The sequence below is a fragment of the Xanthomonas sp. Leaf148 genome, from assembly GCF_001423585.1.
In the GTDB taxonomy this organism is placed as follows: domain Bacteria; phylum Pseudomonadota; class Gammaproteobacteria; order Xanthomonadales; family Xanthomonadaceae; genus Xanthomonas.
Genome location: NZ_LMOP01000008.1, coordinates 1,430,558 through 1,455,965, shown reverse-complemented (window position 1 = coordinate 1,455,965; position 25,408 = coordinate 1,430,558). Strand labels below are relative to the sequence as shown.

Sequence of the window (25,408 nt, the reverse complement as noted above, 5' to 3'; positions counted from 1 at the left end):
GACACATCTCCCATGCTCAAGAACGATCGCCTGCTGCGCGCCCTCAACCGTCAGCCCGTGGACCGCACCCCCGTTTGGTTGATGCGCCAGGCCGGCCGCTACTTACCGGAATACCGCGCCACCCGCGCGCGCGCCGGCAGCTTCCTGGGCATGGCCAAGAACCCGGACATCGCCTGCGAAGTGACCTTGCAGCCGCTGCAGCGGTTTCCGCTGGACGCGGCGATCCTGTTCTCCGACATCCTGACCATCCCCGATGCGATGGGCCTGGAGCTGTACTTCGTCGAAGGCGAAGGCCCCAAGTTCCGTCACCCGGTGCGCGATGCCGCCGCCATCCATCGCCTGGGTGTGCCGGACATGGAAACCGAGCTGCGCTACGTGATGGACGCGGTGCGCCTGATCCGCCGCGAACTGGATGGCGCGGTACCGCTGATCGGCTTTTCCGGCAGCCCGTGGACGCTGGCCTGCTACATGATCGAAGGCGGCGGCAGCAAGGAATACGCGCGCATCAAGGCGATGGCCTTCAATGCCCCGGACGTGCTGCACCACCTGCTCAGCACGGTGACCGATGCGGTGATTGCGTACCTGTCTGCACAACGTGCGGCCGGTGCGCAGGCGCTGCAGGTGTTCGACACCTGGGGTGGCGTGCTGTCGCCGGCGATGTACCGCGAATTTTCGCTCCCCTACCTCACCCGCATCGCGCGCGAACTCGAACGCGGCGACGGCGCCGAGCGCACTCCGCTGGTGCTGTTCGGCAAGGGCAACGGCGCCTACGTGGCCGACCTGGCCGCCAGCGGTGCCGAAGCGGTGGGTGTGGACTGGACCATCTCGCTGGCCGACGCCGCCCAGCGCGCCGGCGGCCGTGTCGCCCTGCAAGGCAACCTGGACCCGGCCACGCTGTACGGCTCGCCCGAGGCGATCCGCAGCGAAGTCGGCAAGACCCTGGATAGCTACGCCCAAGGCAATGGCGGCTCGCGCGAGGGCCACGTGTTCAACCTCGGTCACGGCATGTCGCCGGATATGAATCCGGATCACGTCGGCGTGCTGGTGGAAGCGGTGCAGAGCCTGAGCAAGCGCTGATGCACGGCGTGATCGACAGCGCCGATATTCGCTGTCGATCACGGCTCGGTTGTGCGCAAGCACCTGCGTCCGCGCGGCGACTGATGGCGCTTACCAGCAAAAGCACCTTGCTGGACAGAAAAGCCGAAAATCCCATCGGTTAGCAAGCCACAAACCATGGCAGAGCGTGATCACAGCTCTGAGCCGACGGCGAGAAACGCATGCTACGCGCAGCAGTCGCCACCTACCGCAGTGCGCTCCCGTCCATCTCCTACAGCCAACTGATGGCAGCGCTCTGTGCCCGCGCACGCCGTCTGCGTTGATGTCATCAACGCGACGCAGCGCACCGCGTAAGACCGCGCCACCCAGGCCAACGTCCGCGTATAGCGCGCGCACCGCAGCGCTGAACCGCCATCTGCAATCGTCCCTGCACATCGGGCCGATTACAGGCTCACGCGCTTGCGCCTGGCAACGCCTACCGACCCACACCCTGGGCATCAGTGGCGCCGCACCGCCCACATTCGATGCGTCGATGTCCCACCCTCGAATCATGGCGTGGTGCTCTGGCAGCGCGCTCGTCAGCAGACTCAGCCGCAGCCATCGATCGATACGCATCTGATCGTCCGGCACACATCGGAAACGCGATCGCGCGCACAACCTGTGGCGCTTGGCACACGCAAAGCCATCAAGCGGAAAAACATTCAAAGATCACCGCGTTTGCCAACTGCGGCGCTCCCGTCGGTTCTACGGGGATTTAGTGCAAACCGCATCGCGGTTTACCGCTGAACGCGCTGCAAGATTCGATAAAACCGGCATTAAGTCGGATACAACGCTAAAGCAGAACAGCATTCACGTCGTTAACCCCGGTATTGCCATCGTTAACCCCAATTTCCTCGATCGATGGCGCTCTATTGTGGCGACACGGTGATGCGGTGGAACTGCACATTCTCTCGACAGGCCAACGACCTGGCAAACCTCGACACCGTCGCGCTTTTCAAGCATTCCAACCGTCGTCACATTCCAAGGAGAGACACATGGCATTTCCAACCGCCGTCAACGACCAGATCACCGACTCCGTCACACAAGCCAACACCAAGGTGCTGGGCGATGCCCCGGCCATCGCCATGGGCAATCTGTATCAGGCAACCGCACAAGCGTTGGCAAACGCCGCGCACAACGCGACCAACGCGCAGCAGCAAAGCTACGTCACGGCGCAGTCGGCCACCACGATGGGGGTCGCCACGCTCTACTCCATCGATACCGCCACCACCGGGATGGCGACCAAGCAGATCCTGAGCACTGGCGTGAAGGGCCTGGGCTGAGTTAATCGCATTGATCTCTGGCACATAAGGAGCACGAAATGGCATTTCCGACCGCAGTCAATAACCAGATCACCGATTCCGTTACCCAGGTCAATACCAAGGTCCTGGGCGACGCGCCCGCAATCGCCATGGGCAATCTCTATCAGGCAACGGCGCAAGCGCTGGCCAATGCCGCCCATAACGCGACCAATGCGCAGCAGCAGAGCTATGTCACCGCGCAGTCGGCCACCACGATGGGTGTGGCGATGCTGTACTCCATCGACACCGCCACCACCGGTGTGACCACCAAGCAGATCCTGAGCGTTTAATCGCCAGGCTGACGCCAAGGACATCCGCGCATGGCATTTCCCACCGCCGTCAACGACCAGATTACCGACTCGGTCACCCAGGCCAACCTGCAGGTACTGGGAAGTTCCCCTGCCGCAGCCATGGGCAATCTGTACCAGGCCACCGCGCAGGCGCTGGCAAACGCAGCCCACAACGCAACGCTCGCGCAACAGCAGATGTACATCACCGCACAAGCAGCCACCACGATGGGCGTTTCGCTGTTGTATTCGCTCGATACCGGCGCCACGGGTGCCGCCACCAAGAAGATGCTCGGCTAACCGCTAACGCCGCAACGTCTTCATTCTTTCACTACCTCAAGGAGCTATCACCATGGCCTTTCCGACTGCCGTCAACAGCCAGATCACCGATTCGGTTTCCCAGGTCAACACCAAGGTCCTCGGCGATGCGCCGGCGATCGCAATGGGCAATCTGTTCGTCGCCACCAGCCAGGCGCTGTCCAACGCCGCCCACAACGCCACCAACAACCAGCAGCAGTCCTACGTGACGATGCAGGCATCGACGACCCAGGGTGTGTCCACCCTGTATGCGATCGACACCGCGTCCGATGGCGTCGCCACCCGGGAAATCCTGAGCACCGGGCTTCGGTAAGCGGCAACCGGGCGCCGCTGTCGCCACAAGAGCGGCGCCCGGTCTGCACTGCCATTGCCGCTGTGACCTACCCCCTGGACGTATCGAGAAAGGACGCATCATGTTGCAACTACATCATGTCCCCACGTCCAACACACTGGACGTGGTTGTGAGACTGATCAGAGGCCGCACCATCGTGGCGACGTTCGCGCCGCACCAAAAAGCGGTGATGAACGTCGAGTTCGACGGCATCCTGCCGGTGATTCCCGGCGTTGAGCCCTTGGTGTACCGCCAGCAGTCCGACAGCGTGATCGACGTACCGTACGGCAATTTCGCACTCCTCGAACGCGTACACAACGGCGTGGCCTTGCAGTACGCGTGCAAACACGAGCCACAGACCACCGTCCTGTTCGCGGCATCGGTCAGCGTTGCCCAGCGCAGGCCGTTGTTGGCCTAGCACGCAAACGCCAGCGCACGGTCATGCAGCCCAGCGCACGTGCCGCAAGCGTGGCCAGCCTGGTCGGCACTGCCGCCACGGGCGCGGCGCTGACCATCGGGCAGGCCCCGGCTTTTGCAATGGGCGCGACGTATCTGGCGCTAGCGGACTCGATCGCACTGGCGATGGAAAACGCCGTCGCCAACCAGCAACGCGGACAGGTGCTTGCCGATGCCGCCCTCACCCAGATTCTTGCCTTAATCATCCAGAAGGGAGCGACTTCGTCATGATCGACGACAGTACCGTGAACAGCCAGATCGTCGACGCCGTCAGCAGCATCGTGACGCTGACCACCGGTCAGGCACCTGCGCAGGCGCTCGGCATGCTCGATGCCGTGATGCTGGAGACGCTGGGCATGGCGATGCACAACGCGGTCAACCGACAGCAGGGCGCCGGCATGATCAATGCCGCAGCGATCACCGCGGCCTGCGCCAAGATGATTTCGGCACCGTTCCCGGTTCCAGCGCCGTTGCCACCCGCACCACCCGGCCCTGCACCGACAGTCGCGCCCTTGCCTGGGCCGCCGCCGATGCCGCCTCCACCGGCAGCGCTGATCGCCGCCGCCGCTGCAGAAGCCAAGGTGGCTGTCGATGTGCTGAAAACGCAGGCGCAGGGTGCGTCGGCAAACGCGGCGACCGCAACCGCCGACCTCATGCAAGTGCATGCGCTAAGCGTGCCGCCCCCTCTGCCCACCAGTCCTCCCGCCCCCGGCGCCGGCTCAGATCATGCTGCCACTTCTGATGCTTCTGCTGCTGCACCCGCAACTGCAGTTGTTGTCACTCCCGCAGCTGTTCGTGCATCTGCACCTATTGCTCCTGTTGCACCTTCATCTACATCTAGCTCTGCACCTGCACCTGCGCCACCTCCTCAGTCGTAGACCGTCTACGGACATGGCGTGTTGCCCCCCTATCACCAGGCCTCATTGAAAGGCGGCCGATCCTTCCATGGGAACCAAGATGGAACCGACAAAGGTCAATGCGCAGGTCATCGACGTCATCAACCAGGTGCAGCTTGCGACCATGAGCCCGCAGGTCGTACTGACAAGCGGAGCCGGCAAAGCCTATCAATCGGTGGCGCAATCGACTGCCATCGCAGTACAGGACGCCACCGATGCGCTGCGCAATGTCTCGACCATCGCGACTACCGCGGTCGGCGTAGCGATGGCGCAGTACCTGGCTACCGGCGACGACAAATATGTTGTCGCGCTCGTCCAGGCGCAGGCACTGATGCAGGGCGCCACCGACGACTTCGCCAGGATCGGCTCGGCGGCAGGCCTGGTACTGAAGAATTTCCCCGCTGGTTGAATCCACAAGGAGTCATGCAATGTCCGTTTCTGTCGCAGGCCGCCTGATCTCGATGCCAAGAATGTTGTCGTCACTGGGCAGGCAGGCCATGGCGTTTATTGATGGAGGCACGCAATGGCTGGACTGGGCGATCCAATCGCCCGGCGCGCGCTATGACTTTCCTGACGAGACCAGCTTGCTCGACGAGGTGCAGCAAGGTCTGCATGGCTCGCGCCTGACCTTGCTCCCGCAGCTGGCGCTGAAGGTCAGCCCGGTCAAGCTGATGACCTTGAGTTCGGCCGACCTGGGCACGCTCTCACAGGCAGAATCCGGCGATACAGGTTCGGTGGTCAAAGCGCAGCTGCAGCGCATTTTTCACGACAACGCCTTGTTTACCGCAAGCGACCTGGCCGCAGGCCGTAGTCTTCTGACGCAGTTGAAGGTCGATGGCGCCGGAGTGTTCCAGTCGCTGGACCTGCAGGAAAGCCTGGCGCTGCGCCAACTGGCCGCCGAAGCGCCGCCAGCCAACGTGACGCCTGCGCTACAGCAGGAGGCCGCCGCATTCGCCATCGAGCAGGCGCGCACACCGCTGGAATTTTGCGATTACTACCGCTTCTATCTGGCCTGCACCGCCACGCTCGCCACTGAGGACGAGCGCGCGCTTGCGGCGTCCTCGGCACTGCAGACACTGCTGCCGCTGCTGTTCGCTGCCCTGGATTGCCCACAAGTGCAGGGGCTGCCCTCGCCCAACGAGGTCGCAATGAGCGTTGCCGAATGGCTGGCGCGCGGTCGCCAGATCGGTTTCGCGCGGTTATCGCTGGCCGCCCAGCAGATCGTCCAACACACCCGCTACCAAGGCGAAGGCGACAACCAGGCAGCGAGCGATGCAATCCGCCTCTATCTGCAGTCTGCACAGGCATTCCTGGCGGCCAACCGGCCCAGCCATGGCTTGCTGGGCCAGGATGGCAATAGCTGCGTGTTCGCCATACAGAACGACACTCTGGCTGCGTTGCTGCAGGTCAACAACGGAATCATCTCGCTCCGCGATTTCGGGGCGGCGCCAGCGAGTGCGGGTACGAGTGTGCCCCAGGATGCAGAGGAGCCGGAGTGAACGCACCAACATCGCTTCCCGCGACAACAGACCAGGCCCCGCCTGCAATCAGCGCCGCCGACGCAGTACGCAACGCGGTGCACACAGGACGCGCCGCTGCCCTGGCTGCCGCACGCCAGGGCATGACGCAGGCCGAACACGCACTGGGCGAGATGCTGCGCACGCTCGAAGCGCAGCGCCCGCCCGATACCGCATCGCTGCCGGCACCGATACAGCACCCGCGAAGCGATGCCGTTGCTCCGCTCCAACCCGCTTCCACTTCAGGAGACACCGACATGTCCGACGACACCCTTCCGACCCCAGCAGCCACGACCGCTGCAGCGCCAACCGCAAGTACTGCGCAACCGCCTGAGCCATCGGCAATCGATGCCGCGTTGCAGGCCGCACAAGCTCAGGTCGAACAGGCAATAGCCGCCAGCGACAGGGCCGTACAGGCGGCGATGCAGGCCGCAACCGCCGCCGTCACCGACAACGAGCAGGCGGTTTATGCATCCCGTCAGGCATTGCAGCAGGCCGATGAAGCCGCAACCGCTGCCGTTGCCGCCGCGCAGCAGCAGGCCGAGCAGGCGATGGCGGCGACAGTAGCGGCATCGCAGCCGGCCGCAGGATCGCCATCGAACGGAGGCTGAGGCCATGCAGGTCTATGCCGCGTTGTGGGATGAAGCGGGCACCTATCTGATCGCACGCAAACGCTGTTTCAACAACTGGTGGGGGGATCACTCCGCACCGGTGTTGGCGGTGGAAGCGGTTGCGCTGTTGTGCAAGATCACTGCGAATGCAGCCGGTGTCAGCCCACCCTTTCCAGATGTCGACTGGGACAGTGCTCGAAACTGCCTGCGAGGAGCGTGGCTAGCCGCCAACGGCCTGCGGGAGAAAGATGCAGCCTACATCGGCGCAGCGCAGGCACTCGGTCTTGCATACCAGAATGCTTGCACCGACAGTCCAAGTTGCGATGCAGTCACCGACAAGGCCATGGAGGGCGCCGGCCACTTGCTCAGGGTGAAATTCGGACCGAGCTCGTCTCGTACAAAGACAGGCGAATCGCTGGAATCGAAAATCAAAGGCGCCGGCAGCGATCCTCTGCAATGGAACGCTGCATGCGTGGAGGCCGACACGCTCGCACGCGACATGTGGGAATGGGCCCGGCAAAAACCGTTGTCAATCGTGAACCAGGCTGGCCAGTGGGCACTGCCTGGCGGCCGTCTCAATCCCGGGGAATCTCCCGAACAGGCGGCGCGGCGCGAATTTAGCGAGGAAACCGGCTTCGCTGTTGAAAATCCCGCCGACTTTTTGCGGGATCTCGACATCGAACTGAAGGATCCCGGTGGGAACGCTTTCCAGCTGGTGCGTTTCAAGAGCACGGCTGCACTCGATGGCATCGTGGATGTCATCAATCGGGCGATCAGGTCGCGAGTCGGCGCCAATCGACCGAACGCAAGTGCGGTGTGCGATTGGGAGATCGCCTCGGTGCAACGCATCGATCGATCGCAACTGACCCACTACCTCGGCGTCCACCAGCCGTTGGCGCCACAGACCATCGAGGAAGGCGCTTACGTCAGCGCAAAACTCGCTTATCCACCCAAGCCAGGCCCGCCCTATCCAACCACTCGTGACGACACTTGGCCGCGAAGAGAAAGCCAGGCAATTGGTTGGTACGGACAAATGGCCACGTATCTGCAGACATCTCCCTGATTCCGATCTCGACGCTTCCTCCCCTCGACGCGGAGCTTCACCATGACCTTCCACACCGGCTTCGACACCGACCGCTTTCCGGGCCTGGCCGCGTTGGCCTGGCTGAAGACAAATACCAGCCTTGCCTGGTGCGGCTATTACCTTGCACCGGCGCCCAGCCATGCCGATACCGGCTGGATGGGATGGCGACCGACGCTGGTCGCCAATGGCTGGGGATTGGCACCGGTCTATCTGGGCCAGCAGACCGCTGGCCCAGGCGCGCACTTTGTGACCGCCGAGCAGGGCGGCATCGACGGCGCGCAGGCCGCCGCGTTGGCCACCAGCGAGGGATTTCCAACTGGCGCCACCGTCTACCTGGACTGGGAGGACGGCAGCCGCCCCGGCGCCGCTGCGATCGCCTACATCCGTGCCTGGATCGTCGCACTGGCTGACGCCGGTTATGCGCCGGGGCTGTATTGCTCGCATGTGCTGGCAGCGGATCTGGTGGCTGACCTGCCGCCGGGGCCGAGTCCGCAGATCTGGGCATGGCGTGTCGCGAGCGTCGGCAGGCATCCCTATGCCGGCGACATTCGCACGCTGACGGCATCAGATCCGGCCGGCTGCGGCTATGCGCACGCTGCGCTCTGGCAGTTCGAGCAGGACGCAGTGCTGTTGCTGCCCGGGACGCCCTGCGATGAACTGGAAATCGACCTGAGTCATTCGTCCGTCGCGGATCCGAGCACGCCGTGAGCACAGATCTTTTCCACAGGTTCGCAGACAAGGCCAAGCCATGAAGGAATCTCCCGAACAAGAAGACCTGCGCCGTGCGATCAGCGGCGAGCTGACCAAGCGGATCAACGACGCAGCACGCTATCCCAACGTGCGCTCGACGGTGATCCAGGCGTTGGGCACCATCCAGGATCGGATCGCGAGTCTGTGCATCGAGTTACGCGACCGTTTCATGCTGCGCGCCGACCAACCGCTGGCCCGTTTCTACATCAAGGGCGGCAACGCGTTCACCGCCTGCATGGATCTGCTGCAGGGACACGACCAGCACCTGTTCGACTCGGGTAGCTCGGACTGGGACACCCAGGTAGCGATCGACCCCTGGCTTCCCGGCTCCGTGCAGGATGCGCTGCATGCAGAGATCGAAGACATCGTCGTCGATGAAATGAAAAAGGCCGGCGTGCTCATCGCGTTCGAGCTCAGCCTGCTTGCGTCTGACGCGTCGCCGTTGGCACAGCAGGTCTACCCCATTCCACGTGCCCAATGGCCTCCGCATACGACCGACGTGGGGTGTTTGCTCAAGTGCGACGAGCCGCAAACCTTTCGCCGTGTCTTCGACCGCGACCGCACCGGCTTGTCTGCCTACACCGGTGTGGAAATCGCCAAACTCGGCGAGCGCGATATGCCCTCCCCACCGGGTATCGTGCTGAACGATGGGATCAAGCCCTTTGTTCTCTATCGACTGGGCTACACCTGGCACGCCACGCTGATCGAAGGCTACCCCGACCACATCGTTTCGCAGCCGGCCAGTCCACGCGGCATTCTGATGGAACTGATCGATGTCAGCGTGCCACGCCGCGATACGATCGAGGCAATCGCGATCTGGTCGGAAATAGGCAATGGGCACCTGACCATCGCCACCGCTGCTGGCCAACAGGAACGCTGGCAATTGCCGCTGCCGGATCTGGACTACCATCTGCGCGAGAATCTGCTGATGTTGTGCGAGATCGCCAGCGATCCGTTGGCACTCGGTGCGCACAAGGAAGCAAAGCGCCGCGAGCGCGTCGCCGCAATTCACGCCTGGTACGCATCCGCCGCTCAGCTGCCGCATTTTCAGGGCGTGCTCGCCGGGATGGCTGGCAGACACGTAGGCGCGTTAGGCGACGATGCCGCCACGCTGGTCAACGCGTTGATGGCCTCGGTGCGCGCACGCACCACGCAGGCGGCGCCGGACTATGCCAATGGACAGCCGACTGACGCCACGCGCGCGCGCATTCTTGCCGCACGCCACGGCACCGGCACCCTGCTCACGTTGCTGTCGGATGCGTTCACCGCGCCGGTCCTGCTCTCGGCCGCCTTCAGCGACGATCTGCTGTTGATGAACACCCTCGCACAAAGCCCGTATCTGGCTGTCGATCAGCTGCGCTTTTCCGGCGTGGACATGGCAGCGGTGGCACGGGTCAGCTACAAACAGCTGCAGGCACTGGACATTGCTGCATTCGAGCACGCCGTAGGACAGTGGCTTGGCGAGGACGTCCAGGTTCTGGCCCAACCGCACAACACGCCGCGCGTGGGAGGCATCAGCTACGAATGCACACTGGTGGTGTTCGTCAATGCCAAACAGCCACCGTTCGAAAAAACCGTCCTGGCGTTCTTGACTCTCACTACTGCCACGGACGCGCAGGCGCCGTTCCACTCTGGCCCAGCCGGTCAAGGCAGCGCTTACGCAGCGCTGCTGGATATCGACGGCCAGCGCAAGGCGGCTGCAGCGCTGGTCGACGAGTTCGTGCTGCGTGAACGGCTGTCCAAACAGCACGATGCCATCAAAACCCTATTACCTCAGGCTTAAACCGGAGACAAATCCCCTTGTCCACGCGCGTTGCGAAACGCGCGCGGACTGACACCCACCAGCCGTCGAAAACTCTTTTCGAAATGACTCAAGTCGCCGAAGCCGACCTTCAGCGCCACTTCGGTCACACGCAGTTTCTGCTCGCGCTGCAGCAGATCCTTGGCCTTCTCGATACGGAGCTGCTGCAGCAGCGGCTTGAACGTGGTGCCCAGCTCCTCGCGGAACAGAAAGCCCAGATGCGACTGGCTGACGTGCGCCTGCCGCGCCAGATCGCCCAGGGTCAGCGGCTCGGCGTAATGCGCGCCGAGATAGACCAGAGCTCGCCGCAGGGCGTCATGCAAGGTGGCGAGGCGCTGACCTGGACGATGCGGAAGACCGTCGATCCAATCGACAGGCGCTGCCGGTAGCGTGGGCGCGAGCGGACCATCGTCCGGCTGCGATGGCACTGAGCCCGCGACACGCTGTTGCCCTTGCAGCAGGCTTGCGGCCAGCCGAGGTGCATGTTGCTGGAGATCGGCGAGCTGGATCGGCCTGCCTGCGGTCATGACCGCCAGGCGCAGCACCACCCGCTCCAGTTCCAGCAGGTTTTCGGGCCATGGATACTGCGTCAGGGCATCCATCAGCGTGTCAGTCACCCATTGCCGGGAATCGAAGCCGTGCCGCTCCAGCACGCGCTCGAGATGAAACCCGATGTCCGGCAACCGCTCACACAACGCGGCAAGCTCGATCGACAGCACATCGAGTTGCGACAACAACGCACGCGAGAAATGCCCCGCGCGCACGCGCTGCGACAGATCGGCAGTGGTGGACGCGATCACCCGGGTGAAGACATCGGTACCCGAGGCGGACCACTGGCCGTGCTGACCCCGAAGACACCGCGACAACTGGCGCTGCAGCGCTGGGTCGAGCTCATCCACTCCTCGCAAGTACAGCGTTCCGCCGGCCGCGCGCTCGAACCAGGCCGACGGGTCGCCATCCGCATCGTCGCAGTCCACCGCGACGAATGGCCCATCCCGCCAGGGCCCCGTTGCATGCAGCAAGACGGCCACTTCCTCTTTCTCGGTGCCGAACCCACCACGCACGATGGCCGGCAAGCGACTGCCTGCGGCACGTTCGACAAACGCATCGACCATCCAGACCTGTTCGCACACGCCTGCCACAAACAACGGCCGATCGAATCGATCTTCCGCCCAGGCCCGCGCGGCATCACGCTTGATCAGATAGGCACAACAGGTGGCGATTCGCTGGCACAACGTCATCGCCTGCGTGGTCATACCGCCCTGGGCCGGCGTCACTCTCAGTGTGCCGAGAACGTGATGGGCATGCTGGACAGGAACATCATGGGTGATCGTCGTCTGCTCGTTCGTCAGATCCGGAGCCGGCGCATCGCTGCCCTCCACCCCGAAAAACGCGCATGTCGCGTCGTTCAAGAGTTCGCTCTGCGCCAGTTCCGCGGCGATCTTTCCAAGCATTGTTGCCAGGGAATCGCCCGGAAGATAGGCGCGCCGTAATACATCGAAGACCTGCTTTTTCATTGATAGTCCGACTCGATACTGGCGCGCTCAGAAGGCGGCCATACCCAAGTCGCGCCATCCCTGACCAGACCGTCGGCAACGCTCCAAGAAACGACTCGGCTTTTCGCGACAATCCAACGCTCCCCGCGTGTCCCGCTCGATCGATCCATCGCACTGTGGGATGAACCTCGCTTGCGTTGGCTGGACCCGTTGGAGGCACCAAGTAGTCGCCAGCGAATCAGACGCTTGTTGCAAAGCCATATTGGGCATTAACACGCTGCTTAGTGTCTGTCCCGACCATTCGTGGCATGTGGCTGCCCCTATCGTCCATTGGGTGAGGCTCGTCTCATTCGTTGCCGGCATGGCGATGGCGTGCTGCGAAGATCTCCAGCAACCACCCGTGCAAACGAGCCCGCATTGCACCGAGCAAGCGGGCGACGTTAGCGGATATGCTGATGCCAAGACACTGCGATGCAGTCCGCCATGCAAGGCATCGGGATCAGTGACGCAGCGCCAGGGTCGCAAGGCGTTCGCTGCGGTGCAGACTGGGGCATCGGAATCGACCGCGCCCTTGCAAGCAGCCCGGCAACACCTCTGGCGACGCTTCACTGCAGTCCGCAGGACATGCACGTTCTGATCAGATGCGCACACCGTTGCGACTTTCTGCACAATGGCGCTGAGAGAATGCGCTGTCCTTCCGATGGCGATCCCCATGTCCCAGCCCGCCCCCATCCTGCGTGGCTACGCCACCATCAAGCCGCTGTTGTGGCTGGTATCGCTGGCGATCTTCATGCAGATGCTGGATGCGACCATCGTCAATACGGCATTGCCGTCGATGGCGCGCAGCCTGCACGAGAGTCCGCTACAGATGCAGTCGGTGGTTTTCAGCTACGCGCTGGCGGTGGCGATGTTCATCCCGGCATCGGGCTGGATCGCGGATCGCATCGGGACACGGCGTACCTTTCTGGCCGCAATCATCGTGTTCACGCTGGGCTCGTTGCTGTGCGCAGCAGCGCAGCAGCTGCCACAGCTGGTGGGCGCGCGCATCGTGCAAGGCATCGGCGGTGCGATGTTGTTGCCGGTGGGCCGGCTGGCGGTGCTCAAGACGGTGGCGCGCGAGGACTTCCTGCGCGCCATGAGTTTTATCGCCATTCCGGCGCTGATCGGCCCGCTGATCGGCCCGACCTTGGGCGGTTGGCTGGTGGAAGTGGCGTCCTGGCACTGGGTGTTCTTGATCAACCTGCCGATCGGCGTCATCGGTTTTATCGCCGCACTGAAGATCATGCCGGACCACTACGGCGATGCACGCAGGCGCTTCGATCTGGTCGGCTATCTGATGCTCGCGTTCGGCATGGTGGCGTTGTCGCTGGCGCTGGATGGCATTTCCGAACTCGGGCTGCGGCATGCGTTTGTGATGTTGCTGGCGATCGGCGGGCTGGCTGCATTGGCCGGCTATTGGCTGCATGCCGGCAATACCGGCAACGCGCTGTTCCCGTTGGCGCTGTTCAAGGTGGCGAGTTATCGCATCGGCATTCTGGGCAACCTGTTTGCGCGGGTCGGCAGTGGCTCGATGCCGTTCTTGATTCCGTTGCTGCTGCAGGTGGGCCTGGAGATGAGCCCGATGAACGCCGGGCTGATGATGGTGCCGGTGGCGCTGGCCGGCATGGCGGCAAAACGGGCGGCGGTAAAGCTGGTCGGACGCTTCGGCTACCGCAACACCTTGATGATCAATACCGTGCTGGTGGGCCTGGCGATGGCCAGCTTCGCACTGATCGATGTGGGCCAACCGCTGTGGTTGCGACTGCTGCAACTGGCCTGCTTCGGCGGTGTCAATTCGCTGCAATTTACCGTCATGAATACCGTCACCTTGCGCGACCTGGATCGCGATCAAGCCAGCCCGGGCAACAGCCTGTTGTCGATGGTGATGATGCTGGCCACCGGCTTCGGCGCGGCGGCCGCCGGCAGCCTGTTGGCCGCCTTCAACACCCATCTGGGCGATACGCACGGCGCCACTGCGGCACTGCATGCCACCTTCCTGTGCGTGGGCGGCATCACGCTGACGTCGACGCTGATCTTCTGGCAGCTGGCCGACACACGGCCGCATCCCAAGGACGTGGAAGCGGTGGCCGAGTAATCGGCGCAACGGCTTGGCGCGGACGCGTTGAAACGCGGTGCGTGCAGGCCGCGCATGGCACAGGTGTCGCCAGTGATGCGGCGGCTTTTTAGATGTCTTCGCGCGGACGGACCCGTCGCAACGCATCGGCAATGGTGTCGGCCAGCATGTCGCCGGTCAGCGGCTTGCGCAGGAAACTGTCGAAGCCTGCTTCCTTGGCGGTTGGCTCGGCGGCTTCATCGGAACGTGCGGTCACCGCAATCAGCGGCATCTCGTAACCGAACACGCGCAATTGCCGCGCGAGTGCGAACCCGTCCAGGCCGGGCAGATCCAGATCCAGCAGCGCCAGGTCGAACGTGTTGTCGGCGGCCTCGGTCAACGCGGCCAGGCCGTGCGGTGCATGCACCATCGAGTGTCCCTGCGAGCGCAGCAGGCCGATGATGACCTCGGCGATGGTCGGGTCGTCTTCCACCAGCAGGATGCGCTGCGGCGCGATCACCGCGCTGGCACGCGTCACCTCGCCGCTGAGTGCAGCGTTGGAGGTGACCCAACGCAGCGGCAGGTCCACGACAAATCGCGTACCGGAGCCAAGCCGGCTGATCACCTCGATATGCCCGCCCATCGCCAGGGCCAGCTCCTGGCAGATCGCAAGACCCAGACCGCTACCGCCGTAGCGCGAGGTGGTCTTGGCGCCATCGCCCTGCTCGAACCGTTGGAACAACCGCGCTTTCTGGTCGGCGTTGATGCCCGGGCCGGTATCGGCGACTTCGAACCGCAGGCCCTGATACGACCCCAGCGTGGTCAACTTCAAACCGACCACACCGCGCTCGGTGAACTTGATCGCGTTGCTGAGCAGATTGAGCAGAATCTGCCGAATCCGGGTAGGGTCGCCGCTGGCGGTGATGTCCCCGAGCAGGCCCACTTCCAGGCTGAAACGCAGGCCACGCTCCTGTGCGAGCGGCGCCATCAACGCTTCGACCTCGGCCACCAACTGACGCAACGAGAACGGCTGCTGATCCAGCTCGAGGCGCCCGGATTCGATGCGCGCCAGGTCCAGCGCATCGTTGACCAACCGCAACAGGTGCGCACCGGCACGACGGATGGATTCGGTATAGCTGCGTTGCCGGTGATCCAGTTGCGTCTTGAGCAACAGCTCGCTCATGCCCATCACACCGGTCATCGGCGTACGCACTTCATGCCCCAGCGTGGCAAGAAAGCGGGTCTTGGCCAGCGACGCCTGCTCGGCCAATTCCTGCTTGTGCACCGCCAACTGCCAGGCATTCAACCGGCGCAATCGCCGACGATACAACAGCACCGCTGCCACCACCACGCACACTGCCAAGGTGACCAGCAGCAGCAGCCCCCACGGGCTACGCCACCACGGCGGCAGGACCTGAAACTTCAATGTCTGGGTCGCCGACCAGATGCCATCGGCGGTACGCCCCTGCACGTCCAGGGTGTAGTCACCCGACGGCAGCCGCGAGAACAGACGTTCACCGCTGGGACCGACGTCGATCCAGTCCGGGTCGTAGCCGCTCAGACGGAAGCGGTAGCTGGACGATTCCGGGTGGGTAAAGGTGGGCATACGCGCCACGATGTGCAGGTCGCGGTCGTCGTCCTGCATCCTCAACGGCTCCTGCCCGGTGACATCCAACCCACGTTCGCCACGTCGCAGGCCAACCCGCTCGATCAGCAGGGGCGGCCTGCGGGTGTTGGGGCGCATGGCAGTGGGATCGAACACCACCACGCCGTCGGGAGAACCTGCAACGATCTGCCCGCCCGTCGCCTGCACCAGGGTGTTGGGCTGCAATTGCGGGCTTGGAAGCCCGTCGTGTACCCCATACACCCGCACCAGCTTGCTGCCGGGATCGATACGGATCAAGCCGCGCTGACTCGACACCCAGGCCACACCTTTGGCATCGACCACCAAGCCGTTCGGCGCCACCATCGGGAATTCCTGATCTTTCCCCACCGTGTCCAGATGCTTGAGCTGCCGACCATCCCAGAGGTAGCGCCGTATCTGCCCCGTCAATCCGATCCAGACGATGTTGCCTTCTGCGAGACGAAAGACCTGCGTTGGCAGCGTTGGCGCGCCGCGCACCGGCACAAAACGGTCGGCAGCCGGATCCCAGCGCCGCAACCCGGCATTGTTGGCAAGCCAGATCTGTCCATCCGGACCCGCGCGGATGTCGAGAATGGTCAACGCTTCCAGCCCATGACTGCCTTCGACGATGGTCCGAAGCAATTGCCCTTCCTCGCTTCTGATCTGCAGCCCCTGCTGCACAACGGTGACCCACAGTCGCCCCTGCGCATCCTCGGCCATCCGACCTGCCCGCTCAAGGGACGCATCGGCATCGACATTGCTACCCAACTGCCAGCGTTTGACCTGGCGCGAGCGCGGGTCATACCGTACCAATTCGTCGTGGACCCCAATCCAGACGTAGCCGGCCCGGCTTTCGAGCATGTAGTCCGCGGCAACGTACTTGCCGATCATGGGCCGCTCTTGCCGCAGGTTCCCGGTTGCCGGGTCGAGGTATTCCAGCACGCCTTTCGTGCCCGTCAACCAGATGCCGCCAGAGGCCGCCTGCGTCGTTGCCGTGATGGACGGATTGGCCGGCGACTGCAGAGCGTTGCTATGGTGAGACAGCACGGCAAACATGTCCCAGTGGGGAGGCAGGTGCCACAGCCCTCCTTCGAGCGCCGCAAACCACAGTCCACCTTCGCGGTCTTCGTAGGCGGAGATCCAGTTCCGCTCGACCAGGCCGTGTGCCGAAAAGCTGTAGATCGGCACGTTACGAATGTTTTGCTCTGTAACCGCCAAGCCAATGCCACCATTGGCGTCCAGCCAGTACCGCCCACTGCGATCATGCAGCAGCACGCCCAGGATGCGTTGCTTGCGCGAGATGTCGCGCCATGGCTGGGGACGGACCTGACCATTGGCCTTCACCCCGAAAAAATCGCCAGTAACATCCGACACCCACAGTGTGTCGCCGCTACGCTCCAGGTACAGCCGGTTGACGGCCTGGGAGTTTCCGGGAAGCGCTACACGCTCCAGCCGCGTGCCGTTCCAGCGTGCGACCCCACCGGGAGTGCCAATCCACAACGTTCCATCTGGCGCCACCTCGAACCCCATGACGCTGTCAGCCGGCAGGCTCGTGTCATCGCCCGGTACAGAGGAGAAGCGCTGCACGCTGCCATCGGGTCGCCGCCGATACAGACCATGGGTTGCGGTGCCCAGCCAGATGTCGCCGTTCGGGGTCTGCGCCAATGCCCACACCGTGATTTCGCGCAACTCCGGAAACTGCGGGCTCTCAAACGGCGTGAAGATGCGCGTCTTGTTCTCCAGGAAACCGGCACCGCCGTTCTCGAAGCCCATCCACACCCGATTGTCGGCGCTGATGCAGACCGTCCAGACCGCATTGCTGGGCAGCCCTTCTTCCATGCGCCAGATGCGGAAGTTGCGCCCATCGAATCGGGCCAGACCATCGTCGCTGGCAAGCCAGAGATAGCCCTGCTTGTCTTCGGCGAGTTCGTTGATGGTCTCCGACGGCAGCCCATCCGCAAGCGTGATCTGGGTAGGCACCGGAGTCACCGGTGCGCGTACTGCCAATGCGGTTGGCACACCGATGCACAAGCCAAGCGGCAGCAAGACCGATAACCGATAGAGAAAAGACAAAAAAAGGCGCACTGGATACGTTTCACGACAAGTCGCCGCATAGTGCGGGCCGCGCGGTACGCGGGCAAGCCCAAGCGGCCTCAAGCAGCCGGTCCAGCAGCGCCAGCAGTTCGATCGCAACGCCGCGGCTAGCGGCTAGCGGCTAGCGGCATAGGGTGTCGAGCCCACGCAGGATGGGCACCATGGTCATTTGGCCAGATTGCAGCATCGCCAGCGGCACCTGGACCGCCAGGCCATGGGCTCAAGCTTCGGCCAACTGCCGTTGCCCGGCAGATCACAAGGCATGCGCGGCCGGGCTGGCAAACCCGTGGCGCGCGCTGCTAGGCAGCGTCGATGTGCGGCCCACTGCCCGCATGCCCATCCCGATGCGGGCCAACTCCAGTGCTTTAGTGCCATCTCCGTCATGGCACTGAAGCAGGCCGTGCGCGGTGAGCGCTGTGCGCCAGCTCAGCCTGGCATAGACATGGACTGATCGCGCGAGCGCGCCGTTGCGCATGCCGCCGCAATCGCCTCGATCAACATGTCGGCTGTCACCGGTTTGCGCAGGAATCCGTCGAAACCGGCGATCTGCGCCTGGCGTTCGGCATCGCCATCGGCGCGTGCGGTGACCGCCAGCAACGGGAAGCCGTGACCGAGCCGGCGCAGTTGCGAGGCCAGCGCAAAACCGTCCAGGCCCGGCAGATCCAGGTCCAGCAACGCGACATCGAAGCCGCCATCGACCGCTTCGGACAATGCCGCCAGACCGTGTGCGGCATGCACCACGCGATGGCCGCGCCCGATCAACAGCCCGCTGATCACTTCGGCCACGGTGGGGTCGTCTTCCACCAGCAGGATGCGCAGCGGCGCGCCGGCCAGCGTGCGTGTTTCGCCCGCAGCACTGCGCGGGGCCGACCGATCGATCGGCAACGGCAGATCCACAGTGAACTGGGTCCCGACGCCGAGTCGGCTGCGGACACGGATCTGGCCCTTCATCGCCACCGTGAGCTCCTGGCAGATCGCCAGCCCCAACCCACTGCCGCCATAGCGCGAGCTGGTACGCGCGCCTTCGCCCTGTTCGAAGCGTTGAAACAGATGCTTCTGTTGCTCGGGCCCGATGCCGGGGCCGGAATCGCGCACCTTGAAGCGCAGGCAGTCGCCATGCCGGCTGACGGAGAGCCCCACTTCACCGCGCTCGGAGAACTTGATCGCATTGCCGAGCAGGTTGATCAGGATCTGCCGCACGCGCGTGGCGTCGCCCATCACCGACAGATTGGCGGGCAGCTGATTGCGGTAATGAAACCGCAGCCCGCGCGCCTCGACGATGGGCTGCATGAAGTCGGCCAGGTCCTGGGTCAGCTGCGATGGATCGAACGGCTGCTGCATCAATTCCAGTTTGCCCGCTTCGATCCGTGCCAGATCCAGCGCATCGTTGACCAGCCGCAGCAGATGCGCACCGGCCTTGCGGATCGCATCGACATGGCTGCGCTGTTTCGCATCCAGCGGCGTGGCCAGCAACAGCTCGCTCATGCCCAGCACACCGGTCATCGGCGTACGCACCTCATGCCCCAGCGTGGCCAGAAAGTGCGACTTGGCGATCGAAGCCTGCTCGGCAAGTTGCTGGCGCTGCTGCGCCAGCACCCACTCCTGCTGGCGCCGCACGCGTCGCCGCCAGCCCCACACGCCCAGGCAAAGCAGCAGCACGCCCAGCAGCACCGCAACCAATTGCGCTGGCGTACTCAGCCACCACGGCGGACGCACCTGCAGGTGCAGCGAAGGTGCGGCGATCCAGTCGCCGTCGCCGGCACGCGCCTGCACGTCGATGCGGTAGTCGCCGGGCGGCAGCCGCGACATCACGCGCTCGCCGGTAGCGCCCTGCTCCACCCACCCCGCGTCGTAACCCTCCACACGGTAGCGATAGCGCGCAGAGGCAGGATCGACGAACGACAACAACCGCGCGCTGATGCGCAGATCGCGATCGCGTGCATGCAGCACGATCGTCCCCTTGTGCGGCAGTGCCTGCGGACGCTCGGCATCGTTGCGGCGGACCTGCACCGATTCGATCACCAGCCGCGCCACCGGTGCCGGCGCGAATGGCTGCGCAGGGTCGAACAACACGATGCCGCTGGTGGTCAATGCCAACACCTGCCCGCCGGGTCCGGTCACCGGCGGGCGCATCGAAAATTCGCTGTCCGGCAGGCCGTCGCGCTGCCCGAACATGCGCACCTGCGGCTGCCCGCGCCGGTAGGCGTACAGACCGCGCGAGGTGGTCGCCCAGACGGTGTCGGTGCCGCCCAGCGCCAGGCCGCGAATCTCGGTGGAGGGCATGCCCTGCGCGTGGCCCACCCGCTCCAGCAGATGTGCCTGCCGGCCATCCCAGCGGTAGCGCTCGATCGCCCCAGGCCGCCCGGCCCAGAACTCGCGCGGCGACACGAACGCCAACGCATAGACTTCAGACGCAGCGTCGGCGCCGCCGATCACTTTGCGAAAGCGCTCGCCCTGCCAGACCCACAGCCCGTCACCGGCGGCCACCCATGCCGAGCCATCCGGGCGCACGAGCAGTTGCTGCACCATGCCTCCCACTTCGCTGAGGTCGGTACCGAAGCGAAAGGTGGCCAGCAGGCGGCCATCGGCCGCACGCCGCTGCACGCCGCCTTCGACGATCGACAACCAGAACTCGCCATCGATGCCCGGCGTCATCAGCTCCACGCGATGCGCGTCGGAGGTGTCGATCTGCATTGCCAGTGGGTGTTTTTCTCCGGTCTTGGGCTGATAGCGGGTCACGCCGTTCTGCAGCGCCACCCACAGGCTGCCGTCGCCGGCCGGCAGCACCGACTGCACGCTGCCGCCTCCCAGCACATCGCTATGCAGCACGGGGACGATCTCGCCTTGATCGCCGACGCGATACACCCCTTCGCCGGTCGTCACCAGGAAGCTGTCGCCGTCAGCGGCCGCGTTCATCAGGTACAGACTTTCCAGCGGCTTGCCCTGCGCCTGCAGGATCGTGGAGAAACGCCGCCAGTCCGGCGGCAGATAGGCCAACCCCTGCGAAATCAGCCCCAACCACAAACCGCCCTGGCGGTCCTGCATCACATCGAGCACGCCGCTGTGGGCGGTGAGAAAGCCGCTGCCCCGATCGCCTTCCATGACGCGCAGTTTGGTCTCGCCCGGCGCAACGCGAAAAAATCCATCGGCCGCACCCACCCAGTAACCACCATGCACGTCGTGCACCACGCTGCCGGCACGTACGCTGGAAGCTCCTTCCCAGGGTGCGGGTTCGAACACACCGGCCGGTGTCACCCGATACAGGCCCTTGCCGCTTCCCACCCACAGCGTGCCGTCCGGATCCTTGCTGAGCTTGAAGACAGTCGCGCTCAGGCGGTCGGGTGCGACGCGTACGAAGCGCTCGCCGTCGCGCATCACCAACCCGCCCGCGGTACCGATCCACAAGCGGCCGCGTGCATCGGTGAGCATGCTCATGATGGTGTCGCTGGGCAGCCCGTCCACTGCGTCGGGCGTGGCACGGAAGACGGTGATGCGGCCATTTTCCTCACGACGGCACAGGCCACCGCCGCTGCTGCCGATCCACAACGCACCCTGCGCCTGCGCCAGCGCCCAGACCTGCCCGACACAGGCTTGCGCAATGTCCGGAAAGGTCGTGAATGCCGCACGGTCCGCATCCAGCATGCTCAGTGGCGAGCCGTTGACGCCCAACCACACCCGGTCGCGATCGTCGACCAGGAGCGTTTCCACCTCGTTGCCGGGAATCGAGCGGGCATTGTGCGGGTCGTGCTGCCACACCTCCAGGCCGATACCGTCATGACGCGCCAGGCCGTCGCTGGTCGCCGCCCAGACATAGCCCTGCCGATCCTGCGCCATTGCCAGCACCATGCGCGAAGGCAGACCTTCGGCTGGCCCGAACCGGCGCATCCGCGGCGTCTCGATTTGATTGACTGCCACCGCATCCATGCCAAACAGCAGCAGCATGGATGCCAGCAAACACCGCACTAGCGTCTTCATGGTCGTCCTTGTCGCGGCCACTTGCGCGATCGCGCGCACTCCCCGGCCGGACTGCACTTTACCCGCTCCAGCACACTTGCCCCTAGTCGGCGGCGCTGTCGTCCGGCGAGTCGGCTGCGTCGGCAAGCGCCCTTGCCAGGGCGTTCGCCAGCAGCTCACCGGTGACCGGCTTGCGCAGGAAACCATTGCAGCCAGCCGCCATTGCCTGCGGCTCGGCATCGGCGTCGGCCCGCGCGGTCACCGCCACGATCGGGAAGCGCACCCCCCGCGCGCGCAGTTGCGCCACCAGCGCGGCACCGTCCAGGCCGGGCAGATCCAGATCGCATAATCCGGCGTCGAAGCTCCGCGTGCTTACCTCGGCCAAGGCGGCCAACCCATGCAAGACATGGGTGACCTGGTGCCCGCGCGTCTGCAGCAACCCCACGATTACCTGCGCCACGGTCGGGTCGTCTTCCACCAGCAGCAACTGCAGCGGTGCCTGATCCCGGGCAGCGACCGCGCGTGCTGGAGCTGGTGCCGCCGCAGGCAACGTCGCCACCCAACGCAGCGGCAGCTCCACCACGAAGCACGCGCCCTGCCCCAATTCGCTGTCCACGCTCACCACGCCGCCCATCGCCGCAGCAAGCTCACGGCAGATCGCCAGGCCCAGCCCACTGCCGCCATGCCGGGCCAGGGTCAGTGCGCCTTCGGCCTGTTCGAAGCGCTGGAACAGGCGCCCACGCTGCTCGACGCTCATGCCGGGGCCGGTGTCGCGCACCTCCACCCGAATGCCTTGTGCAGGACGTTGCGGTAACGCCGAGACGCGCAAATGCACGCCGCCGCGCTCGGTGAACTTGACCGCATTGAACAGCAGATTGAGCAGAATCTGCTGCACCCGACTGGCATCGCCATGCAGTGCCGGCGGCAGCGCGTCATCCAGTTCGCACGCGAACGCCAGCTGCTTCTGCTCGGCACTGGGACGAACCAGTTCGACCACTTGCCCGATCAACAGGCGCAGATCGAAATCGCGATTGTCCAGCGGCAGCTTGCCTGCTTCGATCCGCGCCAGATCCAGGGCATCGTTGACCAGTCGCAGCAAGTGCTTGCCGGCCGACTGGATCGCGCCGGCGTAGCCCTGCTGGCGCGCATCCAGCGGTGTCTGCAACAACAGCTCGCTCATCCCCAGCACACCGGTCATCGGCGTGCGCACCTCATGCCCCAAGGTCGCCAAAAAGCGGGTCTTGGCCAACGACGCCTGCTCGGCCAACTCGCGCTTGTGTTGGGCCAGCTGCCACTGCGCCCGCATGCGCACACGATGCCGGTAGGCCGCGGCAAGCAGTGCACTGAGCAGCAGGCCGAGCATGCAGATCACTGCAATACCGATATCGCTGCGCCACCAGGGTGGCAGCACCGAGAACTGCAACGATTGCACCTGCGATGCATTGCCAAGTGGATCGACACCCTGCATCTCAAGCACATAATTGCCCGGCGGCAACGATGAAAATTCGCGCATGCCCGCGGCGCCATGCTCGACCCAATCGGTGTCGAAGCCGTTCAATCGCGTGCGGTAACGGTTCGCCATCGGGTCGATGAAAGACAGCAGCCGCATATTGATGCGCAACTGACGATCGCTCGGTACCAGCGAAAAACCACCGCCAATCGGCAAGGCGCGACGTCGATCGCCCTGCTGGACACTCACCGCTTCCAGTCGCATCTGCGGGGTAAACGAGGGAACGTCTGGCGCATTGGTATCGATCAGCAGCGTGAATCCGTCGGCGGTCCCGCCCACCAACACACCGTTGTTGGACATCAGCAGACAGCGGCGACTGAACTCCTGGCTGGTCAATCCGTCACGTGCGCTGAAACTGCGGATCTTGGCAGGGGTTGTGCGGGGGTCGATACGCCATAGGCCACGCGGGCCGGACATCCACACACGCCCAAGCGCATCCAGCTCAAGACCGTAGGCATCCATGGCAGGAAATCCTTCGGCAGCGCGAATGCGGCCTCCCCGTTTCCAGACACCATTACGTTGCTCCCAGTGCTCGATGCTACCGGGGCGGTAAAGCCAGATGCGATTGCGATCCTTGACGACAAAGCGCTGGATAAAGTTGACATCCAGCCCCGGCACCAGCATGAATCGATGGGTGTCGGCATGCCAGGCATACACTCCGCCAGTACCGCTGATCCACGCGCGCCCATCCGGCCCCAGGCTGATCTGGTAGTACGGCAACTCCTTCAGGCCATGCAGATCGTTTTGGGAGATCGTCTCCAGGACGCGCCCGCTGACGAGGTCGCGTCGCTGGATCACTTGCTCGAACGCTGTCCACACGGTGCCATCGCCCGGCTCCCCGATCCAGAACACCGCCTCGTCGGGTCCATCCCCGGTGAAATGGGTCAGCCCACCAGTGGTCAGATCCAGACGCGACAGTGCATGCCGTCCGTTACCAAGCCAGAGCTGCCCGCGACTGTCTTCCAGTGCGGAGGTGATTGCCATCTCACGCAAATCCGGATGCTGGATTCCGGTCTGCACCAAGGCACCAGACGACGTGTCGTAGCGCAGCAACCTGCCACTGCTGTCGAATTGCCACAGACCACCAGAGCGATTGGCCAACGCAAGACTGCAAGAGATGCCTTTGCCCTGATCGTTGACCTGCTTGAAAGCTGCCGTCCGATGCCAGTCCTCGCGCAGGTAGGCAAGCCCGCGGCCATGCAGGGGCACCCAGATCCCTCCATGCGGACTTCGCCAGATGGTGGTGACATGACGATTGGAGACCAACGGTTCATCCCCGTTGTTGACCGGCGTCGGTGGATGACCGGCGCGGGTGTGCCATAGCCCCTGCTCGGTGCCGAGCCAGAATTCGCCATCTCCGGCATCGGCCACCGTCCAGACCCGATTGCCTGTCGCAAACATCGAGGCCCAGGTGGGCGTATGCCACCCACCGGAGGAATCCATGTAGCGCAACCCGGTGTCCGAGGAGCTCCACAGCCGCTGGCCTACCCACTGCAGCGCATTGATGCCGCCGGCATCGCCATCCGGTCGCACGCGGTGTAAGGCCAGCCCGTCGTAGTACGCCAAACCGCCGAGCGTCCCGATCCACATGCGCTCACGGTCGTCCAGGGCCAGGGCATAGACCGGATTGGGGTCTAGTGGGTCTTCCATCTTGGACAGATCGAGTGAGCTGAAATTTCCCTTGGCATCCAGGCGCAAGACATTCCCGGTCGACATGCCGAGCCATATCTCATCGCCGCGGCCGGCAATGGCATAGATATCTCCCAACGACAGCGCGGGAACGTCGTCGGGCAGATAGGCGGTGAATTTGTTGCGATCGGCGCTCAGCATTGTCAACCCGGCACCCGCCAGCGCCAGCCAGATGCGATCCTGGTCGTCGATATACATCGCCTGCAGGTTATTGCTGCGCAGCGAGTAGCGATCGGTCGGATCGTTACGCCATACCTTGAACTCGGCGCCGTCATACCGAACCAGGCCATCGGTGGTGGTCATCCACAGATAGCCCGCACGATCCTGTGCGATTGCGGTAATCATGGTCGAGGGCAGCCCTTCGGCGGCACCCACGATGCGAAAGCGCGGGATGGCCGGCACCTCGGCCAGGGCCGGCAACGCCATCAACGCCATCAACGCAACGAGCAACCCCAATAACAGACCGCGCATGCGGGAATCCTTTCCACGTCCAGCCGGCATG

Annotated in this window: 19 protein-coding genes and 1 pseudogene; 15 read left to right on the top strand and 5 right to left on the bottom strand. The window is 64.2% G+C overall.

Annotation, left to right across the window (positions count from 1 at the left end; genetic code table 11):
- Window positions 1-12 precede the first annotated feature (12 nt).
- The 14 genes from hemE to ASF90_RS10545 all read left to right on the top strand — a co-directional run bounded on the left by hemE (window position 13) and on the right by ASF90_RS10545 (window position 10,429).
- Complete coding sequence (hemE, locus tag ASF90_RS10610; protein WP_055849442.1) at window positions 13-1,077, top strand: uroporphyrinogen decarboxylase; 1,065 nt, start codon at window positions 13-15, stop codon at window positions 1,075-1,077.
- 1,013 nt (window positions 1,078-2,090) lie between these two features.
- Window positions 2,091-2,378: a RebB family R body protein gene (locus ASF90_RS10605; protein ID WP_055849437.1), complete on the top strand. Its 288-nt coding sequence runs from the start codon at window positions 2,091-2,093 to the stop codon at window positions 2,376-2,378.
- Window positions 2,379-2,416: 38 nt separating this feature from the next.
- Window positions 2,417-2,686 (top strand): RebB family R body protein, encoded by a 270-nt coding sequence (locus ASF90_RS10600; protein WP_055849433.1) that lies wholly within the window; start codon window positions 2,417-2,419, stop codon window positions 2,684-2,686.
- 30 nt (window positions 2,687-2,716) lie between these two features.
- Window positions 2,717-2,983, top strand: coding sequence for a RebB family R body protein (locus tag ASF90_RS10595; protein WP_055849430.1), 267 nt, complete (start codon window positions 2,717-2,719; stop codon window positions 2,981-2,983).
- A 52-nt stretch (window positions 2,984-3,035) separates the two neighbouring features.
- Window positions 3,036-3,314: a RebB family R body protein gene (locus tag ASF90_RS10590; protein WP_055849427.1), complete on the top strand. Its 279-nt coding sequence runs from the start codon at window positions 3,036-3,038 to the stop codon at window positions 3,312-3,314.
- A gap of 148 nt (window positions 3,315-3,462) precedes the next feature.
- A complete protein-coding gene (locus ASF90_RS10585; RefSeq protein WP_236699242.1) occupies window positions 3,463-3,750 on the top strand; it encodes a hypothetical protein in 288 nt (95 codons plus the stop codon).
- Window positions 3,751-3,800: 50 nt separating this feature from the next.
- Window positions 3,801-4,019, top strand: coding sequence for a RebB family R body protein (locus ASF90_RS10580; RefSeq protein ID WP_228324248.1), 219 nt, complete (start codon window positions 3,801-3,803; stop codon window positions 4,017-4,019).
- Entirely contained in the window at window positions 4,016-4,666 is a 651-nt protein-coding gene (locus ASF90_RS22080) for a RebB family R body protein (protein WP_082473490.1), read from the top strand. Before ASF90_RS10580 ends, ASF90_RS22080 begins: the two co-directional genes overlap by 4 nt.
- 79 nt (window positions 4,667-4,745) lie before the next feature.
- Window positions 4,746-5,093 carry a hypothetical protein gene (locus ASF90_RS10570; RefSeq protein ID WP_055850379.1) on the top strand — a complete coding sequence of 116 codons (348 nt, stop codon included), beginning with the start codon at window positions 4,746-4,748 and terminating at the stop codon, window positions 5,091-5,093.
- A 19-nt stretch (window positions 5,094-5,112) separates the two neighbouring features.
- Window positions 5,113-6,183: a hypothetical protein gene (locus ASF90_RS10565; RefSeq protein ID WP_055849413.1), complete on the top strand. Its 1,071-nt coding sequence runs from the start codon at window positions 5,113-5,115 to the stop codon at window positions 6,181-6,183.
- A 275-nt stretch (window positions 6,184-6,458) separates the two neighbouring features.
- Window positions 6,459-6,812 carry a hypothetical protein gene (locus ASF90_RS24245; RefSeq protein WP_236699240.1) on the top strand — a complete coding sequence of 118 codons (354 nt, stop codon included), beginning with the start codon at window positions 6,459-6,461 and terminating at the stop codon, window positions 6,810-6,812.
- 4 nt (window positions 6,813-6,816) lie between these two features.
- Window positions 6,817-7,875 (top strand): NUDIX domain-containing protein, encoded by a 1,059-nt coding sequence (locus ASF90_RS24240; protein WP_055849407.1) that lies wholly within the window; start codon window positions 6,817-6,819, stop codon window positions 7,873-7,875.
- A 42-nt stretch (window positions 7,876-7,917) separates the two neighbouring features.
- Entirely contained in the window at window positions 7,918-8,604 is a 687-nt protein-coding gene (locus ASF90_RS10550) for a glycoside hydrolase domain-containing protein (protein ID WP_055849405.1), read from the top strand.
- Between the two features lie 40 nt (window positions 8,605-8,644).
- Window positions 8,645-10,429 carry a hypothetical protein gene (locus ASF90_RS10545; protein ID WP_055849402.1) on the top strand — a complete coding sequence of 595 codons (1,785 nt, stop codon included), beginning with the start codon at window positions 8,645-8,647 and terminating at the stop codon, window positions 10,427-10,429.
- On the opposite strand, the gene ASF90_RS24235 is transcribed toward ASF90_RS10545, so the two are convergent.
- Entirely contained in the window at window positions 10,426-11,166 is a 741-nt protein-coding gene (locus tag ASF90_RS24235; protein WP_236699259.1) for an AraC family transcriptional regulator, read from the bottom strand. The two genes, ASF90_RS10545 and ASF90_RS24235, sit on opposite strands and share 4 nt — an antisense overlap.
- Window positions 11,167-11,199: 33 nt before the next feature.
- A pseudogene (locus ASF90_RS24230) lies at window positions 11,200-11,562 on the bottom strand (sigma 54-interacting transcriptional regulator); the annotation flags it as partial.
- Between the two features lie 1,093 nt (window positions 11,563-12,655).
- Here ASF90_RS24230 and mdtD point away from each other — a divergent pair.
- The gene (gene mdtD / locus ASF90_RS10535; RefSeq protein WP_055850377.1) at window positions 12,656-14,077 is read left to right on the top strand and encodes a multidrug transporter subunit MdtD; all 1,422 of its coding nucleotides are present in this window, start codon (window positions 12,656-12,658) and stop codon (window positions 14,075-14,077) included.
- Between the two features lie 88 nt (window positions 14,078-14,165).
- Here mdtD and ASF90_RS10530 read toward each other — a convergent pair whose 3' ends face one another.
- The 3 genes from ASF90_RS10530 to ASF90_RS10520 form a co-directional block, all read right to left on the bottom strand.
- On the bottom strand, window positions 14,166-17,705 hold the full coding sequence (locus tag ASF90_RS10530) for an ATP-binding protein (protein WP_236699258.1): 3,540 nt from the start codon (window positions 17,703-17,705) through the stop codon (window positions 14,166-14,168).
- A gap of 474 nt (window positions 17,706-18,179) precedes the next feature.
- Window positions 18,180-21,728, bottom strand: a complete 3,549-nt coding sequence (locus ASF90_RS10525) for an ATP-binding protein (RefSeq protein WP_055849394.1) — start codon at window positions 21,726-21,728, stop codon at window positions 18,180-18,182.
- An 82-nt stretch (window positions 21,729-21,810) separates the two neighbouring features.
- A complete protein-coding gene (locus tag ASF90_RS10520; protein WP_055849391.1) occupies window positions 21,811-25,377 on the bottom strand; it encodes an ATP-binding protein in 3,567 nt (1,188 codons plus the stop codon).
- Window positions 25,378-25,408: the final 31 nt, after the last annotated feature.

What these genes read in the sequence shown, in the direction of transcription:
- hemE (WP_055849442.1), top strand. Translation starts at nt 13, where the DNA reads ATGCTCAAGAACGATCGCCTGCTGCGCGCCCTCAACCGTCAGCCCGTG.
- ASF90_RS10605 (WP_055849437.1), top strand. Translation starts at nt 2,091, where the DNA reads ATGGCATTTCCAACCGCCGTCAACGACCAGATCACCGACTCCGTCACA.
- ASF90_RS10595 (WP_055849430.1), top strand. Translation starts at nt 2,717, where the DNA reads ATGGCATTTCCCACCGCCGTCAACGACCAGATTACCGACTCGGTCACC.
- ASF90_RS10600 (WP_055849433.1), top strand. Translation starts at nt 2,417, where the DNA reads ATGGCATTTCCGACCGCAGTCAATAACCAGATCACCGATTCCGTTACC.
- ASF90_RS10545 (WP_055849402.1), top strand. Translation starts at nt 8,645, where the DNA reads ATGAAGGAATCTCCCGAACAAGAAGACCTGCGCCGTGCGATCAGCGGC.
- ASF90_RS10520 (WP_055849391.1), bottom strand. Translation starts at nt 25,377, where the DNA reads ATGCGCGGTCTGTTATTGGGGTTGCTCGTTGCGTTGATGGCGTTGATG.
- ASF90_RS10525 (WP_055849394.1), bottom strand. Translation starts at nt 21,728, where the DNA reads ATGAAGACGCTAGTGCGGTGTTTGCTGGCATCCATGCTGCTGCTGTTT.
- ASF90_RS10570 (WP_055850379.1), top strand. Translation starts at nt 4,746, where the DNA reads ATGGAACCGACAAAGGTCAATGCGCAGGTCATCGACGTCATCAACCAG.
- ASF90_RS24240 (WP_055849407.1), top strand. Translation starts at nt 6,817, where the DNA reads ATGCAGGTCTATGCCGCGTTGTGGGATGAAGCGGGCACCTATCTGATC.
- ASF90_RS10565 (WP_055849413.1), top strand. Translation starts at nt 5,113, where the DNA reads ATGTCCGTTTCTGTCGCAGGCCGCCTGATCTCGATGCCAAGAATGTTG.
- ASF90_RS10590 (WP_055849427.1), top strand. Translation starts at nt 3,036, where the DNA reads ATGGCCTTTCCGACTGCCGTCAACAGCCAGATCACCGATTCGGTTTCC.
- mdtD (WP_055850377.1), top strand. Translation starts at nt 12,656, where the DNA reads ATGTCCCAGCCCGCCCCCATCCTGCGTGGCTACGCCACCATCAAGCCG.
- ASF90_RS24245 (WP_236699240.1), top strand. Translation starts at nt 6,459, where the DNA reads ATGTCCGACGACACCCTTCCGACCCCAGCAGCCACGACCGCTGCAGCG.
- ASF90_RS22080 (WP_082473490.1), top strand. Translation starts at nt 4,016, where the DNA reads ATGATCGACGACAGTACCGTGAACAGCCAGATCGTCGACGCCGTCAGC.
- ASF90_RS10550 (WP_055849405.1), top strand. Translation starts at nt 7,918, where the DNA reads ATGACCTTCCACACCGGCTTCGACACCGACCGCTTTCCGGGCCTGGCC.